This window comes from Brachybacterium kimchii, assembly GCF_023373525.1.
Taxonomy (GTDB): Bacteria; Actinomycetota; Actinomycetes; order Actinomycetales; family Dermabacteraceae; genus Brachybacterium; species Brachybacterium kimchii.
Window position 1 is genome coordinate 2,294,696 of sequence record NZ_CP097218.1, and the last position, 26,941, is coordinate 2,321,636.

Annotated in this window: 20 protein-coding genes and 1 tRNA gene; 14 read left to right on the plus strand and 7 right to left on the minus strand. The window is 72.1% G+C overall.

Annotated features, from left to right (window positions below; genetic code table 11):
* Positions 1–3 precede the first annotated feature (3 nt).
* The 4 genes from hemB (at position 4) to M4486_RS10750 (ending at position 3,961) form a co-directional block, all read left to right on the plus strand.
* A complete protein-coding gene (gene hemB, locus M4486_RS10735; RefSeq protein ID WP_283257915.1) occupies positions 4–1,068 on the plus strand; it encodes a porphobilinogen synthase in 1,065 nt (354 codons plus the stop codon).
* Between the two features lie 110 nt (positions 1,069–1,178).
* Positions 1,179–2,537 carry a glutamate-1-semialdehyde 2,1-aminomutase gene (hemL, locus tag M4486_RS10740; RefSeq protein ID WP_249477139.1) on the plus strand — a complete coding sequence of 453 codons (1,359 nt, stop codon included), beginning with the start codon at positions 1,179–1,181 and terminating at the stop codon, positions 2,535–2,537.
* A gap of 321 nt (positions 2,538–2,858) precedes the next feature.
* A tRNA-Met gene (locus tag M4486_RS10745) sits at positions 2,859–2,932 on the plus strand.
* A gap of 513 nt (positions 2,933–3,445) precedes the next feature.
* Complete coding sequence (locus tag M4486_RS10750) at positions 3,446–3,961, plus strand: hypothetical protein (RefSeq protein WP_249477142.1); 516 nt, start codon at positions 3,446–3,448, stop codon at positions 3,959–3,961.
* A 93-nt stretch (positions 3,962–4,054) separates the two neighbouring features.
* Here M4486_RS10750 and M4486_RS10755 read toward each other — a convergent pair whose 3' ends face one another.
* The gene (locus M4486_RS10755; RefSeq protein WP_249477145.1) at positions 4,055–6,145 is read right to left on the minus strand and encodes a DUF6020 family protein; all 2,091 of its coding nucleotides are present in this window, start codon (positions 6,143–6,145) and stop codon (positions 4,055–4,057) included.
* Positions 6,146–6,706: 561 nt separating this feature from the next.
* On the opposite strand from M4486_RS10755, the gene M4486_RS10760 reads away from it, so the two are divergent.
* The 5 genes from M4486_RS10760 (at position 6,707) to M4486_RS10780 (ending at position 14,064) form a co-directional block, all read left to right on the plus strand.
* Positions 6,707–8,650, plus strand: coding sequence for a hypothetical protein (locus M4486_RS10760; protein ID WP_249477147.1), 1,944 nt, complete (start codon positions 6,707–6,709; stop codon positions 8,648–8,650).
* A gap of 182 nt (positions 8,651–8,832) precedes the next feature.
* Positions 8,833–9,510, plus strand: coding sequence for an AIM24 family protein (locus tag M4486_RS10765; RefSeq protein WP_228359320.1), 678 nt, complete (start codon positions 8,833–8,835; stop codon positions 9,508–9,510).
* A gap of 187 nt (positions 9,511–9,697) precedes the next feature.
* Positions 9,698–10,981 (plus strand): Gfo/Idh/MocA family protein, encoded by a 1,284-nt coding sequence (locus M4486_RS10770; protein WP_249477149.1) that lies wholly within the window; start codon positions 9,698–9,700, stop codon positions 10,979–10,981.
* A 246-nt stretch (positions 10,982–11,227) separates the two neighbouring features.
* A complete protein-coding gene (locus M4486_RS10775) occupies positions 11,228–12,715 on the plus strand; it encodes an FAD-dependent oxidoreductase (RefSeq protein ID WP_249477151.1) in 1,488 nt (495 codons plus the stop codon).
* A 371-nt stretch (positions 12,716–13,086) separates the two neighbouring features.
* Positions 13,087–14,064, plus strand: coding sequence for a zinc-binding dehydrogenase (locus M4486_RS10780; RefSeq protein WP_249477153.1), 978 nt, complete (start codon positions 13,087–13,089; stop codon positions 14,062–14,064).
* Positions 14,065–14,165: 101 nt separating this feature from the next.
* Here M4486_RS10780 and M4486_RS10785 read toward each other — a convergent pair whose 3' ends face one another.
* Both M4486_RS10785 and M4486_RS10790 read right to left on the minus strand, forming a co-directional pair.
* Entirely contained in the window at positions 14,166–14,588 is a 423-nt protein-coding gene (locus M4486_RS10785) for an organic hydroperoxide resistance protein (RefSeq protein ID WP_249477154.1), read from the minus strand.
* A gap of 62 nt (positions 14,589–14,650) precedes the next feature.
* Positions 14,651–15,250, minus strand: coding sequence for a TetR/AcrR family transcriptional regulator (locus tag M4486_RS10790; RefSeq protein WP_249477156.1), 600 nt, complete (start codon positions 15,248–15,250; stop codon positions 14,651–14,653).
* Between the two features lie 208 nt (positions 15,251–15,458).
* On the opposite strand from M4486_RS10790, the gene M4486_RS10795 reads away from it, so the two are divergent.
* Positions 15,459–15,848 carry a DUF1304 family protein gene (locus M4486_RS10795; protein ID WP_249477157.1) on the plus strand — a complete coding sequence of 130 codons (390 nt, stop codon included), beginning with the start codon at positions 15,459–15,461 and terminating at the stop codon, positions 15,846–15,848.
* A gap of 85 nt (positions 15,849–15,933) precedes the next feature.
* Here M4486_RS10795 and M4486_RS10800 read toward each other — a convergent pair whose 3' ends face one another.
* A complete protein-coding gene (locus tag M4486_RS10800) occupies positions 15,934–16,902 on the minus strand; it encodes an SDR family oxidoreductase (protein WP_249477158.1) in 969 nt (322 codons plus the stop codon).
* A gap of 133 nt (positions 16,903–17,035) precedes the next feature.
* The gene (locus tag M4486_RS10805) at positions 17,036–18,247 is read right to left on the minus strand and encodes a pyridoxal phosphate-dependent aminotransferase (RefSeq protein ID WP_249477161.1); all 1,212 of its coding nucleotides are present in this window, start codon (positions 18,245–18,247) and stop codon (positions 17,036–17,038) included.
* A 660-nt stretch (positions 18,248–18,907) separates the two neighbouring features.
* Here M4486_RS10805 and M4486_RS10810 point away from each other — a divergent pair.
* From M4486_RS10810 to M4486_RS10820, 3 genes are read left to right on the plus strand one after another with little or no spacing between them, the layout of a single operon-like run.
* Complete coding sequence (locus M4486_RS10810) at positions 18,908–19,819, plus strand: carbohydrate ABC transporter permease (RefSeq protein ID WP_249477163.1); 912 nt, start codon at positions 18,908–18,910, stop codon at positions 19,817–19,819.
* Between the two features lie 12 nt (positions 19,820–19,831).
* On the plus strand, positions 19,832–20,803 hold the full coding sequence (locus M4486_RS10815; protein WP_249477165.1) for a carbohydrate ABC transporter permease: 972 nt from the start codon (positions 19,832–19,834) through the stop codon (positions 20,801–20,803).
* 11 nt (positions 20,804–20,814) lie between these two features.
* A complete protein-coding gene (locus M4486_RS10820) occupies positions 20,815–22,200 on the plus strand; it encodes an ABC transporter substrate-binding protein (RefSeq protein WP_249477166.1) in 1,386 nt (461 codons plus the stop codon).
* Between the two features lie 262 nt (positions 22,201–22,462).
* On the opposite strand, the gene M4486_RS10825 is transcribed toward M4486_RS10820, so the two are convergent.
* The gene (locus M4486_RS10825) at positions 22,463–23,767 is read right to left on the minus strand and encodes an ROK family transcriptional regulator (protein WP_249477167.1); all 1,305 of its coding nucleotides are present in this window, start codon (positions 23,765–23,767) and stop codon (positions 22,463–22,465) included.
* Positions 23,768–23,847: 80 nt separating this feature from the next.
* A complete protein-coding gene (locus tag M4486_RS10830) occupies positions 23,848–24,753 on the minus strand; it encodes an SDR family NAD(P)-dependent oxidoreductase (protein ID WP_249477169.1) in 906 nt (301 codons plus the stop codon).
* 40 nt (positions 24,754–24,793) lie between these two features.
* On the opposite strand from M4486_RS10830, the gene M4486_RS10835 reads away from it, so the two are divergent.
* Positions 24,794–26,878 carry a M3 family metallopeptidase gene (locus M4486_RS10835; protein ID WP_249477170.1) on the plus strand — a complete coding sequence of 695 codons (2,085 nt, stop codon included), beginning with the start codon at positions 24,794–24,796 and terminating at the stop codon, positions 26,876–26,878.
* The last annotated feature ends 63 nt before the right edge of the window (positions 26,879–26,941 follow it).

Genomic DNA, 26,941 nt, shown 5'->3' on the forward strand with positions numbered 1-26,941 from the left:
CCGATGACCTCCATCGATCCTGATCAGCGCGTCGCCGACTACCGCGCGCAGCTTCCCGCCCACCTCTCGCCCGCCCGTCGGCCCCGCCGCCTGCGCACCACCGAGGCCATGCGCTCCCTGGTGCGCGAGACCACGCTGCGGCCGTCAGACCTGGTCCTGCCGATGTTCGTGCGCGAGGGGATCGACGCGCCCGTGCCGATCACCTCGATGCCCGGGGTCGTCCAGCACACCGAGGACTCCCTGCTCGAGGCGGCCCGCGAGGCCGCCGACCGGGGCGTCGGCGGGATCATCCTGTTCGGCGTCCCCGCGACGAAGGACGCGGTGGGCTCCGCCGCGAGCGACCCCGACTCCTTCGTGAACCGGGCGATCGCGCGCCTCGCCGAGGAGATCGGCGAGGACCTCGTGATCATGGCCGACCTCTGCCTGGACGAGTTCACCGACCACGGCCACTGCGGCGTCCTGGACTCCCGCGGCCGCGTCGACAACGACGCCACCCTGGTGCGCTACCGCGAGATCGCCCTCGCGCAGGCCCGCGCGGGCGTCCACATGATCGGCCCCTCGGGGATGATGGACGGCCAGATCGCCGCGATCCGCGACGCCCTGGACGAGGCCGGCTTCGGCGACGTCTCGATCTTCGCCTACAGCGCGAAGTACTCCTCGGCGTTCTACGGCCCGTTCCGCGAGGCCGTCGACTCCTCGCTCGAGGGCGATCGCCGCACCTACCAGCAGGATCCCGGCAACGGCAGGGAGGCCCGCCTCGAGGTCGAGCTCGACGTCGACGAGGGCGCGGACCTGGTGATGGTCAAGCCCGGCATGCCCTACCTCGACGTGCTGCGCGACATCGCCGACTCCTCCCCGGTGCCCGTGGGCAGCTACCAGATCAGCGGGGAGTACGCGATGATCGAGGCGGCGAGCGCGAACGGCTGGATCGACCGCGACCGCGCCATCATGGAATCGCTGCTCGGCTTCAAGCGCGCCGGCGCCTCGATGATCCTCACCTACTGGGCCTCCGAGGTCGCCGGCTGGATCCAGAACGGACTGCCCGCCCACCTGCGCCCGTTCGTCTGAGACCCCGCTCCGCCGCCGGCTCGGGCACCGCTCGACGTCCCGGCGCCGCCCGATGTCCCGGCGCCGCCCGCACTCCCACCCGTCCGCACTCCCTGAAGGAGACAGCACCCATGACCCTGGACGAGACGACCTCCGAGTCCCTGTTCGACCGCGCCAAGCAGGTGATCCCCGCCGGCGTGAACTCGCCCGTGCGGGCCTTCGGCTCCGTGGGCGGCACCCCGCCGTTCATCGCCTCGGCCTCCGGCGCGCTGCTCACCGACGCCGACGGCCACGAGTACGTCGACCTCGTCGGCTCCTGGGGGCCGATGATCCTGGGGCACGCGAACCCGCGCGTCGTCGACGCCGTGCGCGAGGCCGCCGGTCGCGGCCTCTCCTTCGGCGCCCCGCAGACCGGCGAGGTCAGCCTCGTCGAGGAGCTCGTGCGCCGCGTGCGCCCGCTGCGGAAGGTGCGCCTGGTCAACTCCGGCACCGAGGCCACCATGAGCGCGCTGCGCGTGGCCCGCGCCGCCACCGGCCGCGACGTCGTCGTGAAGTTCGCCGGCTGCTACCACGGGCACGTCGACGCCCTCCTCGCCGAGGCCGGCAGCGGCGTCGCCACCTTCGCGATGCCCGGCTCCGCCGGCGTCACCGAGGGCACCGCACGCGACACGATCGTGCTGCCCTACGGCGACCGCGACGCCGTGACCTCCCTGTTCGCCGAGCGCGGCGGGGAGATCGCCGCGATCATCACCGAGGCCGCGCCCGCGAACATGGGCGTTGTCACCCCGCCGGAGAGCTTCAACGCCTTCCTCGCCCAGACCGCCCACGCCGCCGGCGCGCTGCTGATCACCGACGAGGTGCTCACCGGCTTCCGCGCGAGCGCCGAAGGCTACTACGGCATCGACGGGCCGACGGCCGGCGGGACCCGTGCGGCCGACGGGGCAGGCGCTCCTCCTGTCGGAGGCTCGGACTGGGCTCCCGACCTCATGACTTTCGGCAAGGTCATCGGCGGCGGACTCCCGGTGGGCGCCTTCGGCGGCCGCGCCGACCTCATGGATCTGCTCGCGCCGCTCGGGCCCGTCTACCAGGCGGGCACGCTCTCGGGGAACCCGCTCGCCACGGCCGCGGGCCTCGCGACCTTCGCCGGGCTCGACGACGCCGCCTACGCGCAGCTCGCACGCACCTCCTCGACGCTCCAGTCGCTCGTGGCCGACGCCCTCACCACCGCGGGCGTCCCCCACGTCATCCAGACCGCAGGCACCCTGTTCTCGGTGTTCTTCCGCGAGCAGCCCGTGACCACCTACGAGGACGCGAAGGACCAGGACACGGCTGCGTTCGGCCGCTTCTTCCACGCACTGCTGGAGGGCGGCGTCTACCTGCCGCCGTCGGCCTTCGAGGCCTGGTTCGTCTCCACCGCGCACGACGAGCAGATCGTCGACCGCATCGCCCAGGCCCTCCCTGCCGCGGCGCGCGCCGCAGCGCAGGGCTGAGCGGGCGGGCGTGAGCGGGCTGCGCTGAGTGGGCGGGGTTGAGCGAGCGCGCCAGGACACTTGGGACTGGGACCGGACTCGGGTCCGGGTTCGGGTTCGGGTTCGGGCTCGGGCTCGGGCTCGGGCTCAGGTTGGGCGCCGGTCTCGCTGTGCGTCGCCGTGTGTCCCATGGGTGGCACGGCACGGGGCTCCCTGCGCACCATGGATGCGCGTCGTCCTCGGGGATGGCGCGCATGGCCGCCGACGTCGATCCCGCGCGTCGGTCGCCTTGCCGGGATCCCTCGTCGACCTCGACACGAGTTCTCGGCGTGCAGGCCGTACCGCTCCGTAGCTCAGCCCGGTAGAGCAGCTCCCCCATAAGGAGCGTGTCGCAGGTTCGAATCCTGCCGGAGTGTCCGCCGCCCAGGTGCTCGGCACCCGGATGCACGGCGCCCGCTCCCCGGCCCTGCCCCCGCCCGGCGTCGGCTCGCACGCTGGGGCCGTGGGGTTACAAGGAAAAGCGTTGAGTGCTACGTAGTTGTCGTTCTGAGCACTCATAACGACCGGTACGCAGCACTGTTCGAGCCAGCACCCGGTCCGCAGCACCTTTCGGGCCGATCTCGGGCTGGCCGGACCGTTGAATGCTACGTAGTTGTCGTTCTGAGCGCCCATAACGACCGTTGCGCAGCACTGTTCGGGCCAGCTCCGGTTCCCAAGCACTGTTCGGGCCAACACCGGGGCCTCAGCGACGTTCGGGGCGCATCACGTGCTGCCGCGTCCCGTGCCGTCGTTCTGGGATGCCCCTTCCCGTCGACGTCGGCAGACATGCCATCCCTCCCGTCCTCCCGTTCCGGGTCCAGCGAGTGACCATCGCCGCGCGGCGTCGCCGTCACCGCTGCTTGCGGAGCCGGTACGCGTAGCCTTCACCGGTGGACATCAACCCGTACGACACCCGCCAGCGGATCCTGCAGGCGCAGGACCAGGTGCAGGTCCAGCGGGAGGTCGCGCCGGACGCGGAGCTCGCCGGATGTCCCGGCTGCCCGTACTTCTGGACGTGCCCGGTGCCGCATCGCGGTGAAGAGGTGCGTCCACCCCGGGAGATCCACCTCGAGGACGTCACCGAGGAGATCGGCGAGCGCCGTCCCTTCCGTCCGCACGACGAGTCCGACATCGGTTGGACCGACGTCTGGATCGAGGAGGACGACGGTGCCGCCGACACGGCCGCGCGCCCGGCAGGCGACGGCCCGAAGGTCACATCGGAGGACGAGCCGAGCGACGCAGAGCAGTCGAGCGGCGGCAGCTCGCCGACTTCAGCGGGCCCGGCGGGCTCCCCAGGTTCCCCGGACTCCACGAACTCCTCGGGCTCCTCGAACTCCTCGAACTCCTCCGACCACGACCCCACCTCGCGTCGACGCTGGTGGCAGCGTCGTTCGCGGCGAGGCTGAGTCTCCACGCGACCCGCGCAGCGGCGCGGGGTCCAGCAGATCGGCGCGGAAGTCAGCGCCCGGGATCAGCGACTCGACGGGAGCGCCGCGGGCTCACCGCCGCGGGGGCTTCCTGTGGAGGCCCTTGGGCGGCGCGAGGGGGCGCTGGGGCAGGCTGCGCACCGGTCCGTAGCGGCCCTCCTTCTCGGCCTCGGCGGACCGCTGGTGGCGGCCCTGGGGACCGCCGTCGCGCGGCGAGCTGGTCACGCCGATCCAGCTGAGGTCACCGGCCCCGCTGTCCTCCCGGCCGTCGGCCCTGGCGTCGGCCGAGCCGCCGGCCCTGGAGTCGGCGGCTCGTCCGTTCCTGGCGTCGGCCACACCGCCCTCGGCATCGCCCCAGCCGTCGCCCCTGCCGTCGTCCCAGCCATCAGCCCTGCCGTCGGCCTGACCCGTCGCCCCGCCACCGGCCGCGCCATCGACCCGGCCAGTCGCCCTGCCGTCGGCTCCCCGGCCCGGCGCGCTGCGCCGCCGGGTGACCCGGCGGATCCTGCGCACCGCGCCGTCGGGCGAGCCGACCTCGACGAGCTCCCTGCTCGCCGACAGCGCGAGCAGCGCGAAGGGGAGGAAGCAGCCGATCACGAGCGCGGCGCCGCCGGAGGCGTCGGCCGGCATGAGGGCGAGCGCCACGGTCAGCACGCCGATCGGCACCGCCCAGAACCAGACGCCGGGGCGGCGCAGGGCGACCGCGATCACGCCCAGCAGCAGCACGGCCACGACCCGCAGCGGCGACTCGACGAGCAGCCGCAGGCCCGGGGTCCCGTCGAGGACCGAGCCGACCGCGCCGGGCGCTCCGTCGTCCGCGGAGCCCGGCAGGTTCTGCCTGCCGTGGGCGAAGGGGTCGAAGGTGTCGGCGACCTCCAGCAGGATCCCGTCGGCGGCGAGTCCGGGACGGTTCTGGGCGAGGTGCCACCAGATGCTCGGGAGCTGCTCCGCCTGCGCCGCGCTGACCGTGTCGTTCTCCGCCTCGAGGAGTCTCGCGGGAGCGCCGGGCGCGTAGCGGTCGGGCAGGGCGTCGACGTCGAAGATCTTCCCGAGCGCGTCGGTGTCCTCCGCGGACAGCGCGTCGGGGTCCTCGCCCAGCGCGAGGGCGATGCTCTGCGCCTGCAGCCCGTGCTGGGCGACCGGGTCCTCCGTGCCCAGCATCCCCTGGGAGGCCCCCAGGCGCGTGCCCACCAGGACCACGAGCAGCGGCACGACGAGCGCGACCAGCGCCGCGCGCCAGGCCTCGCGGCCGCGGCGCACGATCACCGCCATCACCAGCATCACGATCACCAGGGGCACCGCGAGCGCGGAGCAGCTGAGCAGGAGCAGGGCGGCGAGAGCCCACTCGAGCACGCGTCCGCCGCGGATCTGTTCGCGCGAGTGGACGTGGTCGAGGCCGAGCGCGAGGAACCAGCACAGGGATGCCGCGCCGACCGCTGCGGGAGAGAGCGACAGGGACCAGAGCGCGATCGGGACACCGCCGATCACGAGCACCGCGAGCGCGAGGGCGCAGAGCCCGTCGCTGCGCACCCAGCGCCCGAGCAGCGCCGCCGCCCGGCCGAGGGCCGCGAGCACGACGGCCAGCTGGACCAGGACCAGGACGCCGAGGCCCGCCCCGATGCCCCCGGTGAGGAGACGGCCGATGGCGAGCACGCATTCGAAAGCGACGATCACGAGCGGACTGCGGTGGCCGGACATGCCCTCGCCGCGCAGGGAGCCGGCCCGGAGGTCGCTGTCCGCCCATGCGCCGCCCCCGCCGAGCACCTCGCCCAGCAGAACGGGTGACCAGATCACGAGCAGCAGCAGGGCGAGGCGCCACCAGTTGCCCAGCAGCCAGCGGGCGGCCCGTGCGATCCGGGAGGGCCGACGGGAGGACCCCGTCGGCTCGCCCGCGCGCTCCTCGGCACGCGCGAGCGTGAAGCGCAGGAGGCCGCCGACGACGGTGAGCAGCGCGGCGTACATGACCGCGGTGTAGATCAGCAGGCCCACGACGAGCTTCGTGTGAGCGTCGAAGGCGCTCAGGAACAGCAGGTGCTCGCCCTGGTCATCGAAGGGATGGCGCGCGATCCAGCCCATCGTCGCGCACACCGTGAGGGCGCAGACCACCAGGATCGGGACGGCGACGGCGCCGAACTTCTGGACACCTCGCAGTGCGCGCTCCACTCCGGCCACTCCCCTCGTCCGTGCCTGCGGACCATTGTCCAGGAACGCAGGCCACGAGCGGGGAGGACACGGCCGTCGTCCCGCGGAAGTCGCAGCGAAGGCGCCCCACTTGTCCTGTTCTGCGCCGCTTCCGCGGCGCTTCCGCGCGGCTCCTGCGGCGCTTCCGGGCCGCGGCGGCCCGGCTTCGTCGTGCCCCATGTCGCATCCCGTCCGACGCTCGGTCAACGCCGGGCGTCGGCCCGATGAACTCCGCATGAAGCTTCCCGCGCATCGGGGCGCTGTCCTGGTGCGTCGCGCGGCGACGGCGCGATCTCTCCCAGGACGCCGGCGCCGCCCGGGCTATTCTCACGACGGCGGGTCGCGGATGGTCGGCCCGGTGGTGGCACGGCGTCCCGCGCAGGGACGCCGCACCCGGCCTCGTGGGGGATCGCGAGCCGGGTCGGGGCAGGCTCTCGTGCCTCAGCCGTGCCTCACGGGCCCTCCCATCCGCGCCGCTGATGCCCCTGCTCCTTCCGGGCAGCCGCACCCGTCCCGTCTCCCCGTCGTCGGAGGTTCGTCACCGTGTCCTCACCCGCTGCCGTGCGCTCCCCGGAGATCGCGCTCCCTCCCACCGCCCTGCGACGCTCGCGCGAGGCCGGAGCCGAGGTCGCGGCCGACGCGAAGGTCGGAACCGGGGGCGGCGCCGGGGAGAAGACCGGCACCGAGGAGAAGGTCGGCGCGGGGACCGGGGCCGGGGCCGACGTCAGGTCGGGCTCGGCCGTCGGGGCCTCCCTGTGGTGGGCGCTCGCGGGGGCTGCCGTGGTGCTCTGCATCACCCTGCACGTGGTGGTCGCGCAGAGCGCGGTGGCGCCGCGCACCCCGTGGGACGAGATCCATCCGCTGCAGATCGCGCGGATGCTCTCGGGTGACCACGACGTCCCCAAGCTCTCCGGGAGCGGCTACTACCCGGGGTGGGCGATCCTCATGACGCCCATCTGGTGGTTCACGCACGACCCGGCGACGGTGTACCGCGCCGCGATCGTGCTGAGCAACGTCATCGGGGTCGCGACGATCCTCCCGCTGGCCCTCGCCGGCCGCCACCTGGGCATGAGCACCCCGCAGGCGATCGCGGTCGCCGGCCTGGCCATGTGCATGCCCGGGAGGATCGAGCCCGCCGACTACGCCATGAGCGAGCCGCTGCTGATGTTCTGCTACGCATGGGCGGCGCTGGGAATGCTCGTGCTCTGGAAGCGGCCGACGTGGTGGCGCCTGGCGCTGTTCGTCGGCGCGATCGCCGCCGCCTACCTCACGCACACGCGCGCGCTCGCGCTCGTGCTCACGGCCGTGGTCTGGCTGCTGTTCTTCACCCGTCGCAGCGTCGCGAAGGCGCTCGTGGGCGTGCTCGCGCTGGTCGCGTCCTGGTGGATCGTGGACCGCATCGCCTCGGCCATCAACCACCGCATGCTGCTGACCGGCAGCAGCAAGACGGACCTGGCCATGCAGGCGATCCTCCACGCCCAGCCCGAGGCGCTCGCGAAGCTCCTGGCGGGCCAGAGCTGGGCGCAGGTCGTGGGCACCGCGGGCCTGTTCGCCCTGGGGTCCGTGGTGATCGTGGTGTGGACGCTGCGGGAGCTGCGCACCCTGCGCCTGGGGCCGGGGGCGTTCCTGTTCGGACTCACCGCGAGCACCGTCGCCATGAGCGTGGTGTGGTGGTACCAGCCCGAGGCGCTGTGGGGGAAGAGCTTCCACGGCCTCGAGGCCTGGCTCTATTCGCGCTACATCGACCAGGTCGCGGCGCTGGTCGTGATCGTGGCCGCGGCGGCGCTGCTGCGCCGGATGAGCGCCCCGATGATCGGCATCGCCCTGGTGGTGTTCGTGCTGGGGGCCGCTGCCGTGGTGCTGAAGGTCGCCCCGCACGTGCCCATGTGGTACGGGCTGGGGACGAACACGGCGGCCGTGAACAGCTGGCAGGGCATGTTCCCCGAGCATCCCTTCCATCGTCCGCTGACGCCGTCGCTCGACAACGCGAACCGCTTCTGGATATGGGCTTCGCTGGCGACGGCGATCGCCCTGGCCGCGCTGTTCGTGCTGCGGCGCTTCCCGCGCACTGCCGTGGCTCTGCTGCTCGTCGGGGCCGCCGTGATGTCCCTGAACGCGAACCAGGATCAGCAACGGCGCGTGCCGGCCAAGGTGGGTGCGAGCCTCGAGAGGGCGGATGCCGCGAGCGGGGACACGGGCCCGCTGCCGGTGGACGTCGACCTCTCGTGCGCGAGCTCCGGCCTGAACAGGGCCGAGATCCTCAACTGGTCGGGCTTCTGGTTCTCGCCGCGCACCGTGAGCATCGCCGATCCGTCGAAGGGCCGGCCCTTCACGACCGAGCTCGTCATCTCCTGCAAGAACGGGTCGACGATGAAGGACCTGGGCGCCCGACCGGTCACCGGCGGCTCGAGCTACGGCTACCGGCTCTGGGTGCTCCCCGGCTCCCTCCAGGACCAGCTCGCCCGGGAGGGCGCCCTGGCGACGTGACGGCCGGGCCGGTCGGCTGGCCGGCCCGGCCCACCGACCCGTCGGCCCGACCTGCCGACCGCTCCGGCCCCTCGCCCGACCAGTGACCCCGGCCACGCGACCGTGAGACGATCTCCCGGAATGCCCGACCTGACCGGCCCCACGACCCGCTCGCCGGACACCGCCAGACAAGGACACCGCACATGCGCAGCACGCTCTTCGACGCCTCGAACCAGGAGAAGCAGACCCAGGAGCGCTGGGTCCTGCAGTCCTCCAAGATGCTGCGCTGCGCTCTGCAGCCGCAGTCCCCTGAGATCATCGCCGCCCAGGGCGTGATGGTCGCCTACCAGGGGCAGATGGACTTCTCGTACCAGGGCTCCGGCGGCGGCATGAAGCTGCTGAAGAAGATGACCACGGGCGAGGGCGGGAACCTCATGCGCGTGCGCGGCCAGGGCGAGGTGTTCTTCGCCCGTCGGGCCGACGAGATCTTCCTGATCCAGCTCGAGGGCGACGCGCTCACCCTGAACACCCGCAACCTGCTGGCCTTCGACTCCTCGATCCAGTGGGACATCCGGGGCACGGGCGGCGCGGGCTTCATGGCCGGCGGCCTGTTCAACCTGTTCCTGCAGGGGCAGGGCCTGGTCGCCGTGACGTCCGACGGCCCGCCGATGCTGCTGGACTGCTCGCAGCAGCCCACCTACGTGGACCCGCAGGCGGCGGTGTGCTGGTCGGCGAACCTCACCCCGCAGATCAAGAACGACTTCAAGATGGGCTCGCTCATCGGCCGCGGCTCCGGCGAGTCCTTCCAGCTGGGCTTCCACGGCCCGGGCTTCGTCGTGGTCCAGCCCTCCGAGGGCGCGCCGGTCACGACCGGCTCCTGACCCCGGGCGCCGAGCCCGGGACCAGATCCCCCGGACCAGATCCCGGGATCCGCACCCGGGATCCGGGCCGACGGCCGGCCTTCGAGCGCCGGCCACGGTCCCGTCGGTTTCCGTCCCTCGATTCCTCCTTCCGCGTGCGCACTGTGCGCGCTACTGTGTGACCCACACTTTGTTTCAAGGAGGAAATATGTCGTTCACCCTGGGCATCGTGGGCATCGGCCAGTTCGGCACCCACTTCGCCGAGCTCTTCAGCGCCCACCCCGACATCTCCGCGGTCTATGCCGTGGACTCGGTGCCCGAGCGCATCGACGCGATCGAGCAGCGCGAGCAGAACCCCGTGCACTTCGCCGGACGCTTCTCGAGCGTCGAGGAGCTGCTGGCCTCCGACGTCGACGCGGTCGCGATCTTCACCCAGCGCTGGACGCACGGGCGGATCGCGATCCAGGCGCTGCAGGCCGGCAAGCACGTGTACTCGGCGGTGCCCATGGCGATCGAGGAGGAGGAGATCCGCGAGATCACCCGCCTCGTGCAGGAGACGGGCCTGGTCTACATGATGGGCGAGACCAGCCAGTACAACGCCGCCGTGGTGCTGGCCCGTCGGATCGAGCGCTCGGGCGCCTTCGGCGAGGTCTTCTACGCCGAGGGCGACTACGTCCACGACATGGACCTGGGCTTCTACGACGCCTACAAGTACTCCGGCGGCGATGCCTGGAAGTCGACCGCCTCCTACCCGCCCCTGCTCTACCCCACGCACTCGATCGGCGGGATCCTGGGCGTGCTCGAGGACCGCCACGCGGTCTCGGTCTCGGCGCTCGGCCGGCCCGACACCCGCGGCGACGGCGTCTTCGACAAGGACGTCTCGATGTTCGACAACGACGTCTCCAACGCCTTCGCCCTGTTCGAGATGGACAACGGCGGCGCCTTCCGCACCAACGAGCTGCGCCGCGTGGGCTACCCCAGCCACAAGCGCGAGTCCCGCTTCCGCTTCTTCGGCGAGACCAGCAGCTTCGAGGAGACCGTGGACGTCACCTACTGGCACGACAAGAAGACGGTCCTCGAGGTCACCGACCTCATCAGCACCTCGTCGACCATGAGCCTGGACGATCCCCGCCTGAAGGACGTCTCCCCCACCCTGCGCGACGCCTTCGTCGCGGGCGCGGCCCGCTCCCACCACCAGGACCGCCTGCCCTCGGAGTTCCAGGGCAAGCCCAACGGACACGAGGGAGCCCACCACTTCCTCGTCGACGACTTCGCGCGCGCGGTGGCGAACGGGAAGCAGCCGATGGTCAACGCCTGGCAGGCGGCCCGCTACACCCTGCCCGGGATCATCGCCCACCAGTCGATGCGCGAGGGCGGCGCCCGCCTCCCGATCCACGACCTCGGCGACTGCCCGCTGCCGGTCCAGGATCTCGACGCCGACCAGCCCGCTCTCGACGAGGCCGGCATCCAGGCGTTGCTCGCCGACGTCTGAGCGCGTCGGGCCGACGGGCCCGTCGGCCGTCGGCCGGTCCGTCGGCCCCGACCCGTCGGCCGGTCCGTCGCCCCGATGCGTCCCCCGGGGGCCCGGAGCGTGATCCCGCTTGCTCCGGGCCCCCGGGGTCTGCAGGTCAGTGATTTTCGCGTATAGGCTGGTGCGTAAATCGAGACCAACGGCGACGCCGCTCTCGCCGGACGCGTGCAGCGCCCGCGGGCGCTCGCCCCGGGAACCCGAGGTGCGATGACCACGAACCAGCCTTCCGCCCAGCCCCTTCGACTCGCCGTGATCGGCTCCGGTCCCGCGGGCGTCTACGCCGCCGAGACGCTGCTGCGCTCACCGCAGGTGAAGTCCGGCGAGCTCGAGGTCCAGTGCGACCTCTTCGACGCTCTGCCGACGCCCTTCGGGCTGATCCGGTACGGCGTCGCCCCCGACCACCCGCGCATCAAGGGCATCATCACCGCCCTGCACCGCATCCTGGACCGCGGGGACATCCGCTTCCTGGGCGACGTCGACTTCGGCACCGACCTCACCGCCGCCGAGCTGCGCGAGCGCTACGACGCCGTCATCTTCGCGACCGGCGCCCTCAAGGACGCCGAGCTGAACATCCCCGGCATCGACCTCGAGGGCTCCTACGGCGCCGCCGACTTCGTGGCCTGGTACGACGGCAACCCCGACTACCCGCGCACCTGGCCCCTGGAGGCCGAGCAGGTCGCCATGATCGGCAACGGCAACGTGGCGCTGGACGCGGCCCGGATGCTCTCGAAGTCGGCCGACGAGCTGCTGCGCACCGAGATCCCCGAGAACGTCTACGAGGGCCTGACCTCCGCGCGCACCACCGACGTGCACGTGTTCGGCCGCCGCGGGCCCGCGCAGTCGAAGTTCACGCCGCTGGAGACCCGCGAGCTCGCCCACCCCCACGGCGTGCAGATCGTCATGGACCCGGCCGACTTCGCGATGATCACCCCCGAGGAGCGCGAGGCCATCCGCGCCGACCGCCGCCGCGAGCAGGTCTATGCGACCTTCGAGGGCTGGCTGCACGCCCAGCAGGAGCGCGAGGCGAAGGGCGAGGAGCCCACGGACGCCCACGGCGGCCCCGTGCAGCGCCGCCTGCACCTGCACTTCTGGCACAAGCCCGTCGAGGTCCTCGGCGAGGACGGCCGCGTCACCGGCATGCGCTTCGAGCGCACCCGTCTGGATGCCGAGGGCGGCATGGAGGGCACCGGCGAGCTCGTCGACTACGACCTGCAGGCCGTCTACCGCGCGATCGGCTACTTCGGCTCCGAGCTGCCCGGCGTCCCCTACGACGAGTCCCGCGGCGTCATCCACAACGAGGCCGGCCGCGTCACCGAGGCCGACGGCGAGGTCATCCCCGGCCTCTTCGCCAACGGCTGGATCAAGCGCGGGCCCGTCGGCCTCATCGGCGCCACGAAGTCCGACGCCGCGGAGACCGTCGCGAGCCTGCTCGAGGACCTCGAGGCCGACCGCATCCCGAGCGCCCCGGACCGCGACCCCGACTCGATCCTGCGCCTGCTCGAGGACAAGGGCGTGGAGTTCACGACCTGGCAGGGCTGGACCGCCCTCGAGGAGCACGAGATCGGCCTGGGCGCGGCAGTCCAGGACAGCGAGGGCAATCCGCGCCCGCGCGTGAAGGTCGTGCCCCGCGAGGAGATGGTGCGCGTGGCCCGCGAGGCTCAGCGCGCGCACGAGAGCGCCTCGGCCGACGCCTGAGGGCGGTGCCTGAGGGCGGTGGTACCTGAGGGCGGTGCGGCCGAGGACGGCGGGCCCTTCGATGTCGCTGGGTGAGGTCTTAAGGCCATAGAGGCGTTGAGACCTCACCCAGCGACATCGAAGCCGGGCCCCAGGCCCAGGTGCCCCAGACCTCAGGCCCCAGCCCACGCAGCGCGCCCCGGGAATCCCGGGGCGCGCTGCCGTCTCTGACGGACCTCACAGCTCGTCGACAGCCACCGAACGACCCAGCGCCCTATAGTGGAATGGTCATTTCACTACAGGGTGGTCTTCGCCGAACCCCGGACGTCGCATCGCGTCGTCGCACCGGAGCTCCCCGCGCCGTCGCCACCCACCGTTCCAGGAGGTCCGCCATGCGCGCCGTCACCCATCAGTCCTTCGGAGAGCCCACCGACGTCCTCGACGTCACCGAGGTCGCCGAGCCCTCGCCCGGTCCCGGCGAGGTGCTCGTGCGCATGGTGCTCAGCCCCATCCACAACCATGACCTGTGGACCGTGCGCGGCACCTACGGCGTGAAGCCGGAGCTGCCCGCGCGGGCCGGCACCGAGGCCGTCGGCGTCGTCGAGCAGCTCGGCGAGGGCGTCAGCCAGCTGGTCACCGGCCAGCGCGTGGTCGCGACCTCGCAGCTGGGCGTCTGGGCGGAGCGCTTCACGGCGCCGGCCGCCTCGCTGATCCCGGTGCCGGAGAACCTGCCCGACGAGGTCGCCGCGCAGCTCGCCGCGATGCCCTTCAGCGCGATCTCGCTGCTGGAGCGCCTGGACCTCGAGCCCGGGCAGACCCTGGTGCAGAACGCCGCCAACGGCGCCGTGGGCCGCCTGGTCGCGCAGTTCGCCCGCGCCCGGGGCATCAACGTGGTGGGTCTCGTGCGCCGCTCGGCGGGGGTCGAGGAGCTCGCCGCCCAGGGCATCACGGGCGTCGTCGCGACCGACGAGGACGGCTGGGAGGACCGCGCCCGCGCGCTCATCGGCGATTCCACCGCCCCCGTCGGGATCGACTCCGTGGGAAGAGAGGCCGCGGGCCAGGTGCTCTCGCTGCTGGCCGACGGCGGACGCCTCGTCGTCTTCGGGGCCATGGCCGCCCCGGTCATGTCGATCCCCTCGGGCCCGGTGATCTTCCGCGACCTGCACATCGAGGGCTTCTGGGGCGCCCAGGTCTCCAAGGACATGCCGGCCGATCAGCGCGCCGAGCTGTTCCGCGAGATCATCACCCGCCTGCTCGACGGGTCGGTGACCCTGCCGGTCGCCGCGACCTACTCGCTCGAGGACGTGCGCGAGGCGTCCGCCGCGAACTTCGACGCCGGCCGCGTTGGCAAGGTGCTGCTGCGCCCCTGATCGCGATCGGCGTGCGCAGACCATCGCACGCCGACCCACCAGACACGGAAGAGCCCGCCGGGAGAATCCTCCCGGCGGGCTCTTCGCATGCGCGGCGAGGATCAGTCGTCGGCGACGGTGACGTTCACGGGGATGTTCCCGCGGGTGGCGTTGGAGTACGGGCACACCTGGTGCGCGGCGTCGGCGAGGGACTGCGCGGCGTCGTGGTCGAGCTCGGGGATGACGACCTCGAGGTCGACGGCGAGGGCGAAGCCGCCCTCGTCGTTGCTGCCGATGCTCACGCGGGCGCCGACGCTCGAGCCCTCGATCGAGACCTTCTGCTGGCGGGCCACGGCCTGCAGCGCCGAGTGGTAGCAGGCGGCGTAGCCGGCAGCGAAGAGCTGCTCGGGGTTCGCGCCCTTCCCGGAGCCGCCCATGGCCGTCGGGACGGCCATGTCGAAGGCGAGGTCCGATCCGGAGACCTCGACGTGCCCGTCGCGGCCGGCGCCGGTGGCGAGCGCCTCGGTGGAGTAGAGGGGCTTCATGGTGGATTCCTTCCGTCGGGTGCTGCGGTGGACCTGCGGGGTCGGGCCGACGAGCGCTGGGCTCAGCCGGCCGGCGCGAGCAGGGGTGTGCGGGCCGCTTCGAGGGAGCTGCGCGCGGCGCTCCGGTCGATCCGGCTCATGACCAGGGCCGCGAGGAGCGCGGAGACGCTGGTCTCGGTGAGACGCCCGCGCTCGGCGGCGGAGGCCTCGGGGAAGCGGGCGGCGACGCCGGCGCCGAAGGCGCGCACGAGCTCGGCGCGGTAGGAGGCGATGACGTCGCGCACGGCCTCTTCGCGGCCGATGCCCGCGCAGGCGGAGTTCACGAGCAGGCAGCCGTCGGGCAGGGACTGCTCCTCCCCCTCTGCGCCGTCCTCGCCCAGCAGTCGGGCGGCGGAGCCGAGGTAGTCGGCGAGCGCGCGGGGGCTCGGGTGCTCGGCGAGCAGCGGGGCGAGGCCCGGGCGCACCACTTCGTCGAGGTAGTTCGCGATCGCGGCCTCGAAGAGTCCGCGCTTGGACCCGAAGGCGTGGTAGATGCTCGAGGCGTTGAGCCCTGTGGCCTGCTGGATCGCACTCATGGAGGCGCTCTCGAAGCCCTCGCGCCAGAAGAGCGAGCGCGCGGCGCGCACGACCTCGACGGTCTCGAAGGTGGCGGTGCGTCCCATCGGCTGGCTCCTTCCCTGATCGGACTGCGGCGGCGCGCGGACGGGCCGTGCGGCATCCGCTCGTCCGGCGGCGCCGCGTGACGCCCACCCTTTCGGCGGCGCCGTCGTCAGTCTATAGTGGAGCAAGCGCTACAGAAAAGCCTCGCTGGTCACTTCTCGCATCTCTCCTCAAAGATCGCTCCCCCATCGCTCCCCACCGGAGGTCCCCATGCTCGTCGTCGGTCTCGTCCTCGCAGTGCTCGCGGCGCTGCTGCACGTGTTCATCTTCTGGCTCGAGTCGTTCGCCTGGGGCGGCGAGCGCGCCCAGGGAATCTTCGGGGAGCAGACCGAGCAGGAGGTCGCGGCGACGCGCCTGCTCGCCTTCAACCAGGGCTTCTACAACCTGTTCCTGGGTGTGCTCGCGCTGCTCGGTGTGCTGCTGACCGCCGTCGGCGCGCACTCCGTGGGCCCCGCCCTGGCTCTCGCGGGCACCGGCTCGATGCTCGGCGCGGCGATCGTGCTGGGCCTCGCGTCCCCCGCGCATCGCGGCGCGGCCGTGCGCCAGGGGGCGCTGCCGCTGCTCGCGGCGCTCGTCCTCGTGCTCGCTCTCGCGATCTGAGCGCCGCGGGCACGACGGGCGGGCGGCCGGAGCATCCGGGGAGCCCGCCGCATCCGCCGCATCCGCGGCACCCCGGGTCGACGCCTCAGAAGACGGGTCGTCCTCCGGTCACGCCGAGCACGGTGCCCGAGACGTACGAGGCCTCGGCCGGGCTCGCGAGGAACACGTAGGCCCCCGCGCACTCGGCGGGCTGGCCCGCGCGGCCCAGCGGGGTGTTGCCGCCGAAGGCCGTGTAGTCCTCGCTCGCTCGGGTGGCGACGTTGAGCGGGGTCCAGATCGGCCCCGGCGCCACGGCGTTCACGCGGATCCCCTTGCCGCCCAGGTCGGCGGCGAGGTTCACCGTGAGGTTGTTGATCGCGGACTTCGTCGCGGCGTAGTCCATGAGCGGCACGGAGGGGTCGTAGGACTGGATCGACGTGGTGTTGATGATCGAGGAGCCCTCCCGCAGGTGCGGCACGGCCTCCTGGGTGATCCAGAACATCGACTCGAGGTTCGTGGCCAGGGTGCGGTGCAGACGCTCGGAGTCGATGCCCTCGATGCCGCGCGGCTCCGCGCGCCCCCACTGGAACGCCGCGTTGTTCACCAGCACGTCGAGCCGTCCGAACTCCTCGACGGTGCGCGTGACCAGCGAGCGGGCGTGGGCCTCCTCGCGGATGTCACCGGGCAGCAGCAGCGCCCGTCGGCCCGCGTCCTGGACCCAGCGGGCGGTCTCCTCGGCGTCCTGCTGCTCGGCGTCCATGAACGAGAGCGCGACGTCGGCGCCCTCGCGGGCGAAGGCGATCGCGACCGCGCGGCCGATGCCGGAGTCTCCTCCGGTGATCAGCGCGACCAGCCCGTCGAGCCGGTCGTGGCCGACGTAGGACTGCTCGCCGTGGTCCGGCACGGGCTCCATCGGGGCCGTGAGGCCGGGAGGGTCCTGGTCCTGCGCGGGGAACGAGGGCTCGCCGTCCTTCGTGCCGAGCTCGCGGGCGCGGGCGGCGACGGGGCCGATGTCCTCGGCGCTGTTCCCCTGAGCGCCCTCGCGTGCGCTGTTCTCCGGGTCTGTGGCAGACATGGATCACTCCTTCCGTGGGCAGTCCTCCAGCTTAGGCCGGGAGACGTGGCCCGTGAAGGGGCGACGGTGACGTTCCCGTGGCGGCCCGGGGCATCCCCGGGCCGCCACGTATGACCGGCCCCACCGGCCGGCCCTAGCGCCGGATCGAGGCCAGGTGGTCGGCAATGCGGTCGACGGCGTCGGCGAGCAGGCCGACGTCCGGCAGGGTCACCAGGCGGAAGTGGTCGGACACCGGATAGTTGAAGCCCGTCCCCTGCGTGACCAGCAGCTTCTTGGAGCGCAGCAGGTCCATCGCGAACTGCTCGTCGCTCTCGATGTCGTACATCTCGGTGTCGATGCGCGGGAACATGTAGAGCGCGCCCTGGGCCTTGACGACGGAGACGCCCGGGATCTCGCTGAGCCCCTCGTAGGCCACGTCGCGCTGGTCGCGCAGGCGCCCGCCGGGCAGCAGCAGCTCGTCGACCGACTGGTAGCCGCCGAGCGCCGTCGCCACCACGTGCTGGGCGGGGACGTTGGGGCACAGGCGCATGTTCGAGAGCACGTCGAGGCCCTCGATGAAGTTCTCGGCGTCGTCCTTCGGCCCGTACAGCGCCATCCATCCGGCGCGGAAGCCGGCCACCCGGTAGGCCTTCGAGAGGCCGTTGAAAGTGATGGTCAGCAGGTCGGGGGCGAGCGCGGCGACGTGGGTGTGGACGGCGTCGTCGTAGAGGATCTTGTCGTAGATCTCGTCGGCCAGGATCAGCAGATCGTGCTTCCGCGCGACCTCGACGATCTCCTTCAGCACGTGCTCTGGGTAGACCGAGCCGGTGGGGTTGTTGGGGTTGATGACGACGATCGCCTTGGTGCGCTCGGTGACCTTGTCGGCCAGGTCCGAGACGTCGGGCCACCAGTTCTGCTCCTCGTCGCAGCGGTAGTGCACGGCCTTCCCGCCCGCGAGCGAGACCGAGGCGGTCCACAGCGGGTAGTCGGGGCTGGGCACGAGCACCTCGTCGCCATCGTCGACGAGCGCCTGGCAGGTCATCTGGATCAGCTCGCTGACCCCGTTGCCCAGGTAGATGTCGTCGAGCTCCATCCCGGGCATGCCCTTGGTCTGGTAGTACTGCGCGACCGCCCGACGTGCGGAGACGATCCCCTTGGAGTCCGAGTACCCCTGCGCGGTGGGCAGGGTGCGGATCATGTCGACGAGAATCTCGTCGGGCGCCTCGAAGCCGAACGGGGCGGGGTTCCCGATGTTCAGCTTGATGATCTTGTGACCCTCTGCCTCCATGCGCGCTGCCTCTGCGGGGATCGGCCCGCGGATCTCGTAGCAGACGTCGCGCAGCTTGGAGGACTGGGTGAGGATCATCGTTCGGCTCCTAGGGCCCGGGGCCCGACTCGCGGCCGACGGCGCGGCCGCAGCCCCGCGGGCGCGAGGCTGCGGCCAGGGTATCCCCGGCGGCAGGGCCCGCAGCACGCGCGTCTCACGAGGTGCGCTGCGGGACCCCTCTCGTTTCACTCCGCTCCCAGCGGCCACGCCGCTCACCGACCCTCGAGTGGTACGAAATCGTTGCCATGGCGCGCTATGGCAACGATTTCGTACCACTCACGGTCCGCCCGCAGTCGCCTCCGGGCTCGCGTCCGCGCTCGTCCGCGCTCCCGTCCGAGCGGTGCCCATGGCACCCCGCGGACGCGACTGGTGGTCACCTCTTGACGCGGGCGCTCCCGCCATTTAGTTTCGTCGCGTAAGTAATCGGGCGTCGAGGTCGACTCCCCGGAACGGCCGATGCCGCCGCAGAACGCTCGCGCATCGGACGTCACCACCAGCCGCACGACGGTCCGAGCCGTCCGCACCCGCACTGCCCACCCCCGCACAGTCCGCATTCACACAGCCCAACCCCGCACAGCCCGCTCCGCACAACCCACCCGGGCCCCCCGCCCGGGCATCCCGCCTCCGCACCACCGTCGGGATCGCGGGTCCGGGCGTCGGCCGAGGACCCCGCCCGTCGCCGCCCACGAGAGGACAACGATGTCTGCCGCATCCACAGCCGGGCCTCCGCCCGCACGACGCAAGCACCGGGACGACACCCGCCTGGCGCTGCTGTTCATCCTGCCGGCGAGCATCGGCCTGCTGGTGTTCCTGGTCTGGCCGCTGCTGACGGGCCTGTACTACTCGCTCACCGAGTACTCGATCCTCACGCCCCCGAAGTGGGTGGGGCTCGAGAACTACACGAACATGCTCAGCGACCCGGTGTTCTGGAAGTCGCTGCGGGTCACCGTGCTGTACGTCGTCATCAACATCGGCGTGCAGACGGTCCTCGCGCTCCTCATCGCCGTCCTCATGCAGCGCCTCACGCAGAACACGTGGCTGCGCTCGCTCGTGCTCACCCCGTACCTGGTCTCCAACGTCGTGGCCGCGATCGTGTTCCTCTGGCTGCTGGACTCGCAGCTGGGCATCGTGAACCTGATCCTGCAGGGCATCGGCTTCGACCCGGTCTCCTTCTGGGCCAACGAGAAGTGGGTGATCCCCACGATCGCGCTCGTCAACGTGTGGCGGCACATGGGCTACACGGCCCTGCTGCTGTTCGCCGGCCTGCAGTCGATCCCCGAGCAGCTCTACGAGGCGGCGCGCACCGAGGGCGCCGGCGAGTGGCAGCTGTTCCGACGGATCACCCTGCCGCTGCTGCGGCCGATCCTCGCGCTCGTGCTGATCATGTCGATCATCGGAAGCTTCCAGGTCTTCGACACGGTCTCGGTGACCACGCAGGGCGGACCGTCGGACGCCTCGAAGGTGCTGCAGATGTACATCTACGAGAACGCCTTCGGGCAGTACCAGTTCGGGTACGCGTCCGCGCTCTCGGTGGCGCTGCTGGTGATCCTCATGGTCATCACCTTCGCCCAGTACTTCCTGACCCGTGCCGGCCAGTCGGACCTGGACTGAGAGGACGCCCAGATGAGCACCGCCACTCCCGCCGTCGGCCCGTCGGCCGCCCCTGTCTCCCCCGCACCCGTCTCCCCCGCCTCCGGCGCCGCCCGCGCGCGCCGCCGCCGACCCCTGTCGCCTGGGCGGATCATCGCCTGGATCGTCATGATCGTGATCCTCCTGGTGACCCTGTTCCCCTTCTACTGGATGCTGCGCACGGCGCTGTCCTCGAACACGGCGCTCGCGACCGACCCGACCAGCCTGCTGCCGGTCGACTTCTCGCTCGGCGGGTTCGAGCGCGTGTTCGGGCTGCAGGACGTGGAGACCGCGGTCTCCCAGGGCGGCTCGGGCGCGTCGATCAACTTCTGGCGCTACCTGCTGAACTCGGTGATCGTCGCGACCGTGATCACCGTGGTGCAGACGTTCAGCTGCGCGATGGCCGCCTACGCCTTCTCGCGCCTGCGCTGGAGGGGCCGCGAGACCGTGTTCCTCATCTTCCTGGGCGCGATGATGATCCCGCAGATCTTCACGCTGCTGCCCAACTTCATCCTCATCAAGAACCTGCACCTGGTGGACACGCTGCTGGGCATCATGCTGCCCACCCTGTTCATCTCGCCGTTCGCGATCTTCTTCCTGCGCCAGTTCTTCAACAACATCTCGCGCGAGGTCGAGGAGGCCGCTCTCATCGACGGCGCGTCCAAGCCGCGCGTGTTCTTCACGCTGATCCTGCCGATCAGCTCCGCGCCGCTGGCGACGCTCGCGCTGCTGACGTACATGACGGCGTGGAACGAGTACTTCTGGTCGCTGATGGTCTCCTACACGGACTCCTCGCGCGTGCTCACCGTCGCTCTCGGCGTCTTCCGCGCGCAGTCGCCCCAGACGGGCACGGACTGGGCGGGCCTGATGGCCGCGACGCTGGTCGCGGCGGCGCCCATGCTGATCCTCTTCGTGCTGTTCGCGAAGCGGATCGTGAACTCCATCGGCTTCAGCGGGATCAAGTGAGGGACGCACCCATGACACGCACGACACCTCGTTCCCCCGGCCGCGCGCTCACCCGCCGGTCCCTGCTCGGCGGCACCGCCGCGCTCGGCGCCGCGGCCGCGACGGGATCCCTCGCCGGCTGCGGAGGCGGCGCCGCCGCGAGCGGCACGACGCGACTGGACTACTGGCTGTGGGACGCCAACCAGCTGCCCGGCTACTCCCGCGCGATCGACCTCTTCATGGAGCGCAACCCCGACCTCGACGTGCGCATCACCCAGATGGGCTGGGACGACTACTGGACCAAGCTCACCGCGAGCTTCGTCGCCGGTGCCGGGCCCGACGTCTTCACCGACCATCTGGGCCGGTATCCGGAGTTCCTCAAGCTCGAGGTGATCGTGCCGCTGGACGACTTCGCCCCGATCGCCGAGATCCCCGACGACCAGTACCAGCCGGGGCTGCAGGAGCTGTGGACCGGGCAGGACGGCAAGCGGTACGGCCTGCCCAAGGACTACGACACGATCGCGCTGATGTACGACGCGAAGACGCTGAAGGAGGCGGGCCTCTCCGCCGACGACCTCGAGGGCCTGGACTGGAACCCGCAGGACGGCGGGAGCTTCGAGAAGGTCCTCGCGCGCCTGGCGAAGGACACCAGCGGCAAGCGCGGCGACGAGGAGGGCTTCGACCCGAAGAGCGTCGCCCGCTACGCCCTCGCGGCAGATCCGGCCACCGACTACACGGGCCAGACCACCTGGTCGCCCTTCGCCTTCTCCACGGGGTGGACGTTCACCGACGAGAAGACCTGGGGCACCCGCTTCAACTACGACGACCCCGACTTCCAGGCGACCATGGACTGGTTCTTCGGGCTCGTGGACAAGGGTCTGCTGGCGCCCTTCGGCCTGTTCGGCGACTCCAGCCCCGCCGAGACCCAGATCCAGGGCGGCAAGGCGGCCGTCGCCCTCGCCGGCTCGTGGATGATCGGCACCTACGCGGGCCTCGAGGGCGTGGACCTGGGCATCGCTCCCCTGCCGTCGGGCCCGATCGGGCATCCGATGTCGATGTTCAACGGCCTGGGCGACTCGATCTCCTCGCAGTCGGAGCACAAGGAGGAGGCCGCGCGTCTGGTGGCGTTCCTGGGCTCGGACGACGCCCAGGAGATCATCGGCTCGCGGGCCATCGTCTTCCCCGCGTCCGACGCCGGCACCGCCGCTGCTGTGAAGGCCTACGAGGGCAAGGGCCTGGACGTCTCCCCGTACACCGACCGCGTGAAGAAGGGCGAGACGGGGCTCTATCCCCTGGTGGAGCACGCAGCCCAGATCATGTCGATCATGCAGCCGGCCTTCGACGACCTCTGGATGCGCAAGACGAAGGCCGACTCCTTCACCGCCTACAACGACAAGGTCAACGCCCTGTTCGAGTGAGGGGTGCGGGGCGGCGTCGGGCGGACGCGGCGTCGGTCGGGCGCGGCGTCGGGCGGATCCGCGGCGCCGCCGGTCGGGGGCGGCGTCGGTCGGATCCGGGGCGCCGCCGCGGCGAGAAGTACGAAATCGTTGCCATGAGCGCTCATGGCAACGATTTCGTACTTCTCACGCTCCGGAACCCGCGACCGCGACCGAGCCCGCGCCCGCGCCCCGTCGCGCCGCCCATCGCGCTGGGTCCGACGGAGGTGCGCCGCGCCGCCTCTCAGGCGTCGTCGCGTCCGCCGATGAACCGTCGCAGGGCGATCACGGCGGCGCCGCGGGTCCAGTCGTCGAAGTCGGCGGGGAGGAAGCGCACGAGCACGTCGCGCTGGACGCGAGCGAGGTGGGCGCGCAGGGCGGCGTCGAACTCGTCGCCCACGCGCAGGAGGTCCACGGCCTCGCCGCCCAGGATCAGGGCGTCCGGATCGAGAACGCCGACGAGGCCGGCGCCCGCGACCGCGACCGCGTGGGCGACATCGGCCGCGACGTCGAGCGCGGACGGGTCGCCGGCGCGGGCCGCGTGCACGAGCGCGTCGAGGCCTTGTGCCTCCGATGCCCCAGCGGCTCCGCCGGCACCGCCGGCGCCGCCGGCGCCGACCCCACCGTCCGCCTCCGGCACCCCGACGACGCCGCGCGCCCGCGCCGCGTCGAGGATGTGCGCGGTGCTCGCGACCTGGCGCAGTAGCACGCCGCGGCCGTCGCGGGTGATGGTGGGCAGGGTGCCGGTGAGTCCGGCGAGATGCGTGCGGCCGCGGTGGACCTCGGCGTCCTCGACGCTGCCCACGCCCACACCGGCGCCGATGGTGATGACGGCGAAGGAGCGGTGGCGTCGGCCGATGCCGAACCAGGCGTGCCCCTCGAGCAGGGCATGGAAGTCGTTGCTGACCGTCACCGGCAGGCCCAGGCGCCCTTCGAGCTCGGCGCGCAGCTGGACCGGCTCGCTCCAGCCGAGCATGGCGGAGGAGGCGACGGCGCCGTCGTCGTCGACCTGCGCGCCGATGCCCACGCCGATCCCGGCCACCCGCGGGTGGGCGGCGAGCAGCGGCTCGCACAGCTCGAGCGCGGTCGCGATGATCGTGGCCGGCTCGACGTCCTCGAGATCCCTGCTGACCTCCTCGAGCGCCGTGCCGCGCACGGTGACGACCGCGGCGTAGACGCTCTGGGCGGTGATCTTCACGCCGATGAAGACCGCGTGGTCCTCGTCGACGTCGAGGGGCTGCTGCGGCCGGCCCTTGGTCTGCATCTGCGGAGGCAGCTCGCGCAGCAGACCGCTCTCGAGCAGCTCACGGGTGACGCGGGTCAGGGTCGGCCCCGAGAGCCCGAGGAGCCTCGCGAGGTCGGTGCGGGCGTGCGGGCCGTAGCGGACCAGGTGCTCGTAGATCTCGCCGGCGGTCGCGGAGCAGGGGGCGCGCGGCGGCACACGCTCCGCGGCCGCGCCTGCCGCACCCGGTGCGCCCGCCGCGCCCGGTGCGTCCTTCGCACCCGGTGCGCTCGCCGCGCACGGCGCTGACTCTCCCCCGCTGTCCATGTCCTCAGGGTACGGAACGCGCCGGCCCGTCGCGTCCTGATCTCCGTCGCGGCCTGCGGCCCCGCCGCGACGCGTCTCCCTCAGACGGCCGCGATCCTGCGGTCCGCCCACTCCGTGACCCGCCGGGCCAGCGCGAGGTCGTTCGCCGCGGCGGAGCGGCGCAGCAGGGTCGGCCGTCCGCGGTTGCCCATCGGCCCGTCGGGGCCGATGTAGGAGCCGTGCGGGAGGGGCTGGGTGGCGGCGAACAGGACGGATTCCGCGCCGCGGGCGGCGGGCATCGCGATCGGGCGGGTGACGTCGGTGACCAGGGTGTCCAGTGCGGCGGAGCCCGTCGCGTTCTGGATGTTCGTGAGCACCCACCCGGGATGCGCGATCTGCAGGTCGACCCCGGTCCCGCGCAGGGACTCGGCGAGGTCGAGCGCCCACAGCATCGCCGTCAGCTTCGAGCGCCCGTAGGAGGCGGAGATGCTCCAGCGGCCGCGCGCGAAGTCCATGTCCTCGAGGTCGATGCGTCCCGTCTTGTGGGCGTGGGAGCCGACGAGCACGATCCGATCGCGCACGAGCGGCTGGAGCATCGTGGTGAGGAGTCGGGGTGCGAGGGCGTTGACGGCGAGCGCGCGCTCGAACCCGTCGGCCGTCTCCTCGCGCCGACGGAGGACAGTGCCGGCGCCGTGCACGAGCACGTCGATGCCCCGATCGCCGACGGCCTCGGCGATCGCCGTGGCTCCTTCGCGCACCGATGCCATCGACGCGAGGTCGAGCCGGACGAGCCGGACGGCGTCCTCTCGGCCGGTCTCCCGGGCGATGCGCTCGCGCACGACCTCGCCCTTGGCCGGCGTCCGCACCGGCAGGACCAGGTCGGCGCCCCAGCGGGCGAGCTGCAGTGCCGCCTCCCGGCACAGCCCGTCGCTGCCGCCCGTGAGCACGACCAGCCGGCCGCTCAGGTCCGGCGCGTGCAGATGCTCCCACCCCATGACTGTTCGCATCCGCCCACGGTAGACGCACACCGCACATAGGCTGGTCACCATGCCCTCCACACCCGACGCCGACGTCACCGCCGCCTCCGAGACCGCCCCCACCGACCTCACCGGCAACCCCTTCGCCGAGCCCTCGACGCTGCCCTACGGCCTGCCGGACTTCGCGGCGATCCGCCCCGAGCACTTCCTGCCGGCGCTGCGCGCGGGGATCGCCGAGCAGAAGGCTCTGATCGCGCAGGTCGCCGCCGACGTGGAGCCGCCGACGTTCGACAGCGTGATCCGCCCCCTCGAGGACGGCTCGCCCCTGCTGCAGCGCACGCTGCCCGTCCTCTTCCACCTGCTGGGGGCCGACGGCACCGAGGAGCTGCAGGCCATCGAGGCGGAGATCATGCCCGAGCTGACCGCCCTCGAGGACTCGGTGTGGCTGGACGGGCGGATCTTCGCGCGGGTCGAGGACCTCGAGCGCGACGCCGACGCCCTGGACCTGAGCCCTGAGGAGCGGCACGTCCTCGAGCGGACGCGTCTGCGCTTCGAGCTGCGCGGCGCCCAGCTGGACCCGGCGCAGAAGGCCCGGCTCGGCGAGGTCAACCAGGAGCTCTCGTCCCTGCAGACCCGCTTCACCCAGCAGACGAAGGCCGACCTCCACGACGCGGCCGTGCTCGTGACCGACGAGGCGGAGCTCGCGGGCCTCGACGACTCCCAGAAGGAGGCCGCGCGCCTCGCGGCCGAGGACGCCGGGAAGGACGGCTGGCTGCTCACGCTGATCCTGCCCACGATGCAGCCGCTGCTGGCCTCCCTCACCGACCGCACGGTCCGCGAGCGCCTGTACACCGCGTCGATCGAGCGCGGCACCGAGACCTGGGACCTCGCGAAGAAGATCGCCCGCCTGCGCGCGGAGAAGGCCCACCTGCTGGGCTTCGCGGACTTCGCCGAGCTCGCGGTCGCCGACCGCACCGCGAAGACCCCGTCGGCCGTCGAGGAGTTCCTCGCGCAGATCGCCGGGCCTGCGGTGCGCAACGCCGATCGCGAGGCGGAGCGCCTGGCCGCGAGGGCCGCGCGCGACGGCATCGAGGAGCTCGCCCCGTGGGACTGGTCCTTCTACTCGGAGCTGATCCGCGCGGAGGAGTTCGCGGTCGACCAGGCCGAGCTGCAGCCCTACTTCGTGCTGGACCGCGTCCTCGAGGACGGCGTGTTCCGCGCCGCGCATGATGTCTACGGGCTCTCCTTCGCTCGCCGCGAGGACCTCACTCCCCCGCATCCGCTGGCCCGGATCTGGGAGGTGACCAGGGAGGACGGCTCCGCCGTCGGCCTGTTCATCGGCGACTACTTCACCCGGCCCACCAAGCGCGGCGGCGCCTGGATGAACACGCTCGTGGACCAGTCGCGCCACGACGGCACGCTGCCGATCGTCATGAACACGATGAACGTGTCGCGCCCCGGCGAGGGCCGGCCCGCGTTCGTGTCCCTCGACGAGGTCGGCACGATGTTCCACGAGTTCGGGCACGCCCTGCACGCGCTGCTCTCGGACGTGGAGAACTCGTTCGTGGCCGGCACGGCCGTCGCCCGCGACGTCGTCGAGTTCCCCAGCCAGGTCAACGAGATGTGGGCGCTGCGCGAGGGCATCGTCGAGCACTACGCCCGGCACGTGGAGACCGGCGAGGTCGTCCCGGCGGAGCTGCTGGCGAAGGTCCGCGCGGCCGAGCAGTGGAACGCCGGCTTCCGCACCCTCGAGCATGTGGCCGCGGTGACCCTGGACTGGCGCTGGCACCGCCTGAGCGAGGACACGCACATCGGCGACCCGCACGCCTTCGAGGCCGCGCAGCTCGAGGACGCGGGACTCGCGCATCCGCTGATCGCCCCGCGCTACCGCACCGGCTACTTCCAGCACACCTTCTCCGGCGGATACGCCTCCGGGTACTACTCCTACCTGTGGGCCGAGGCGTACGACGCCGACGCCGTCGCCTGGTACGAGGAGCAGCTCGCCGAGGGCATCTCCCCGCGCGAGGCGGGCCGACGGTTCGCCTCCGGCATCCTCTCGATCGGCGGCTCGCGCGACCTGCCCGAGGCATACCGGGCCTTCCGCGGCCGCGACCGCGACGCGCGCTTCCTGCTCGAGCGCCACGGGCTCGTCTGACCCCGCTGGCCCCGTCGGCCCCGTCGGCCCCGTCGACCCCGTCGACCCCGTCGACCGATCCTC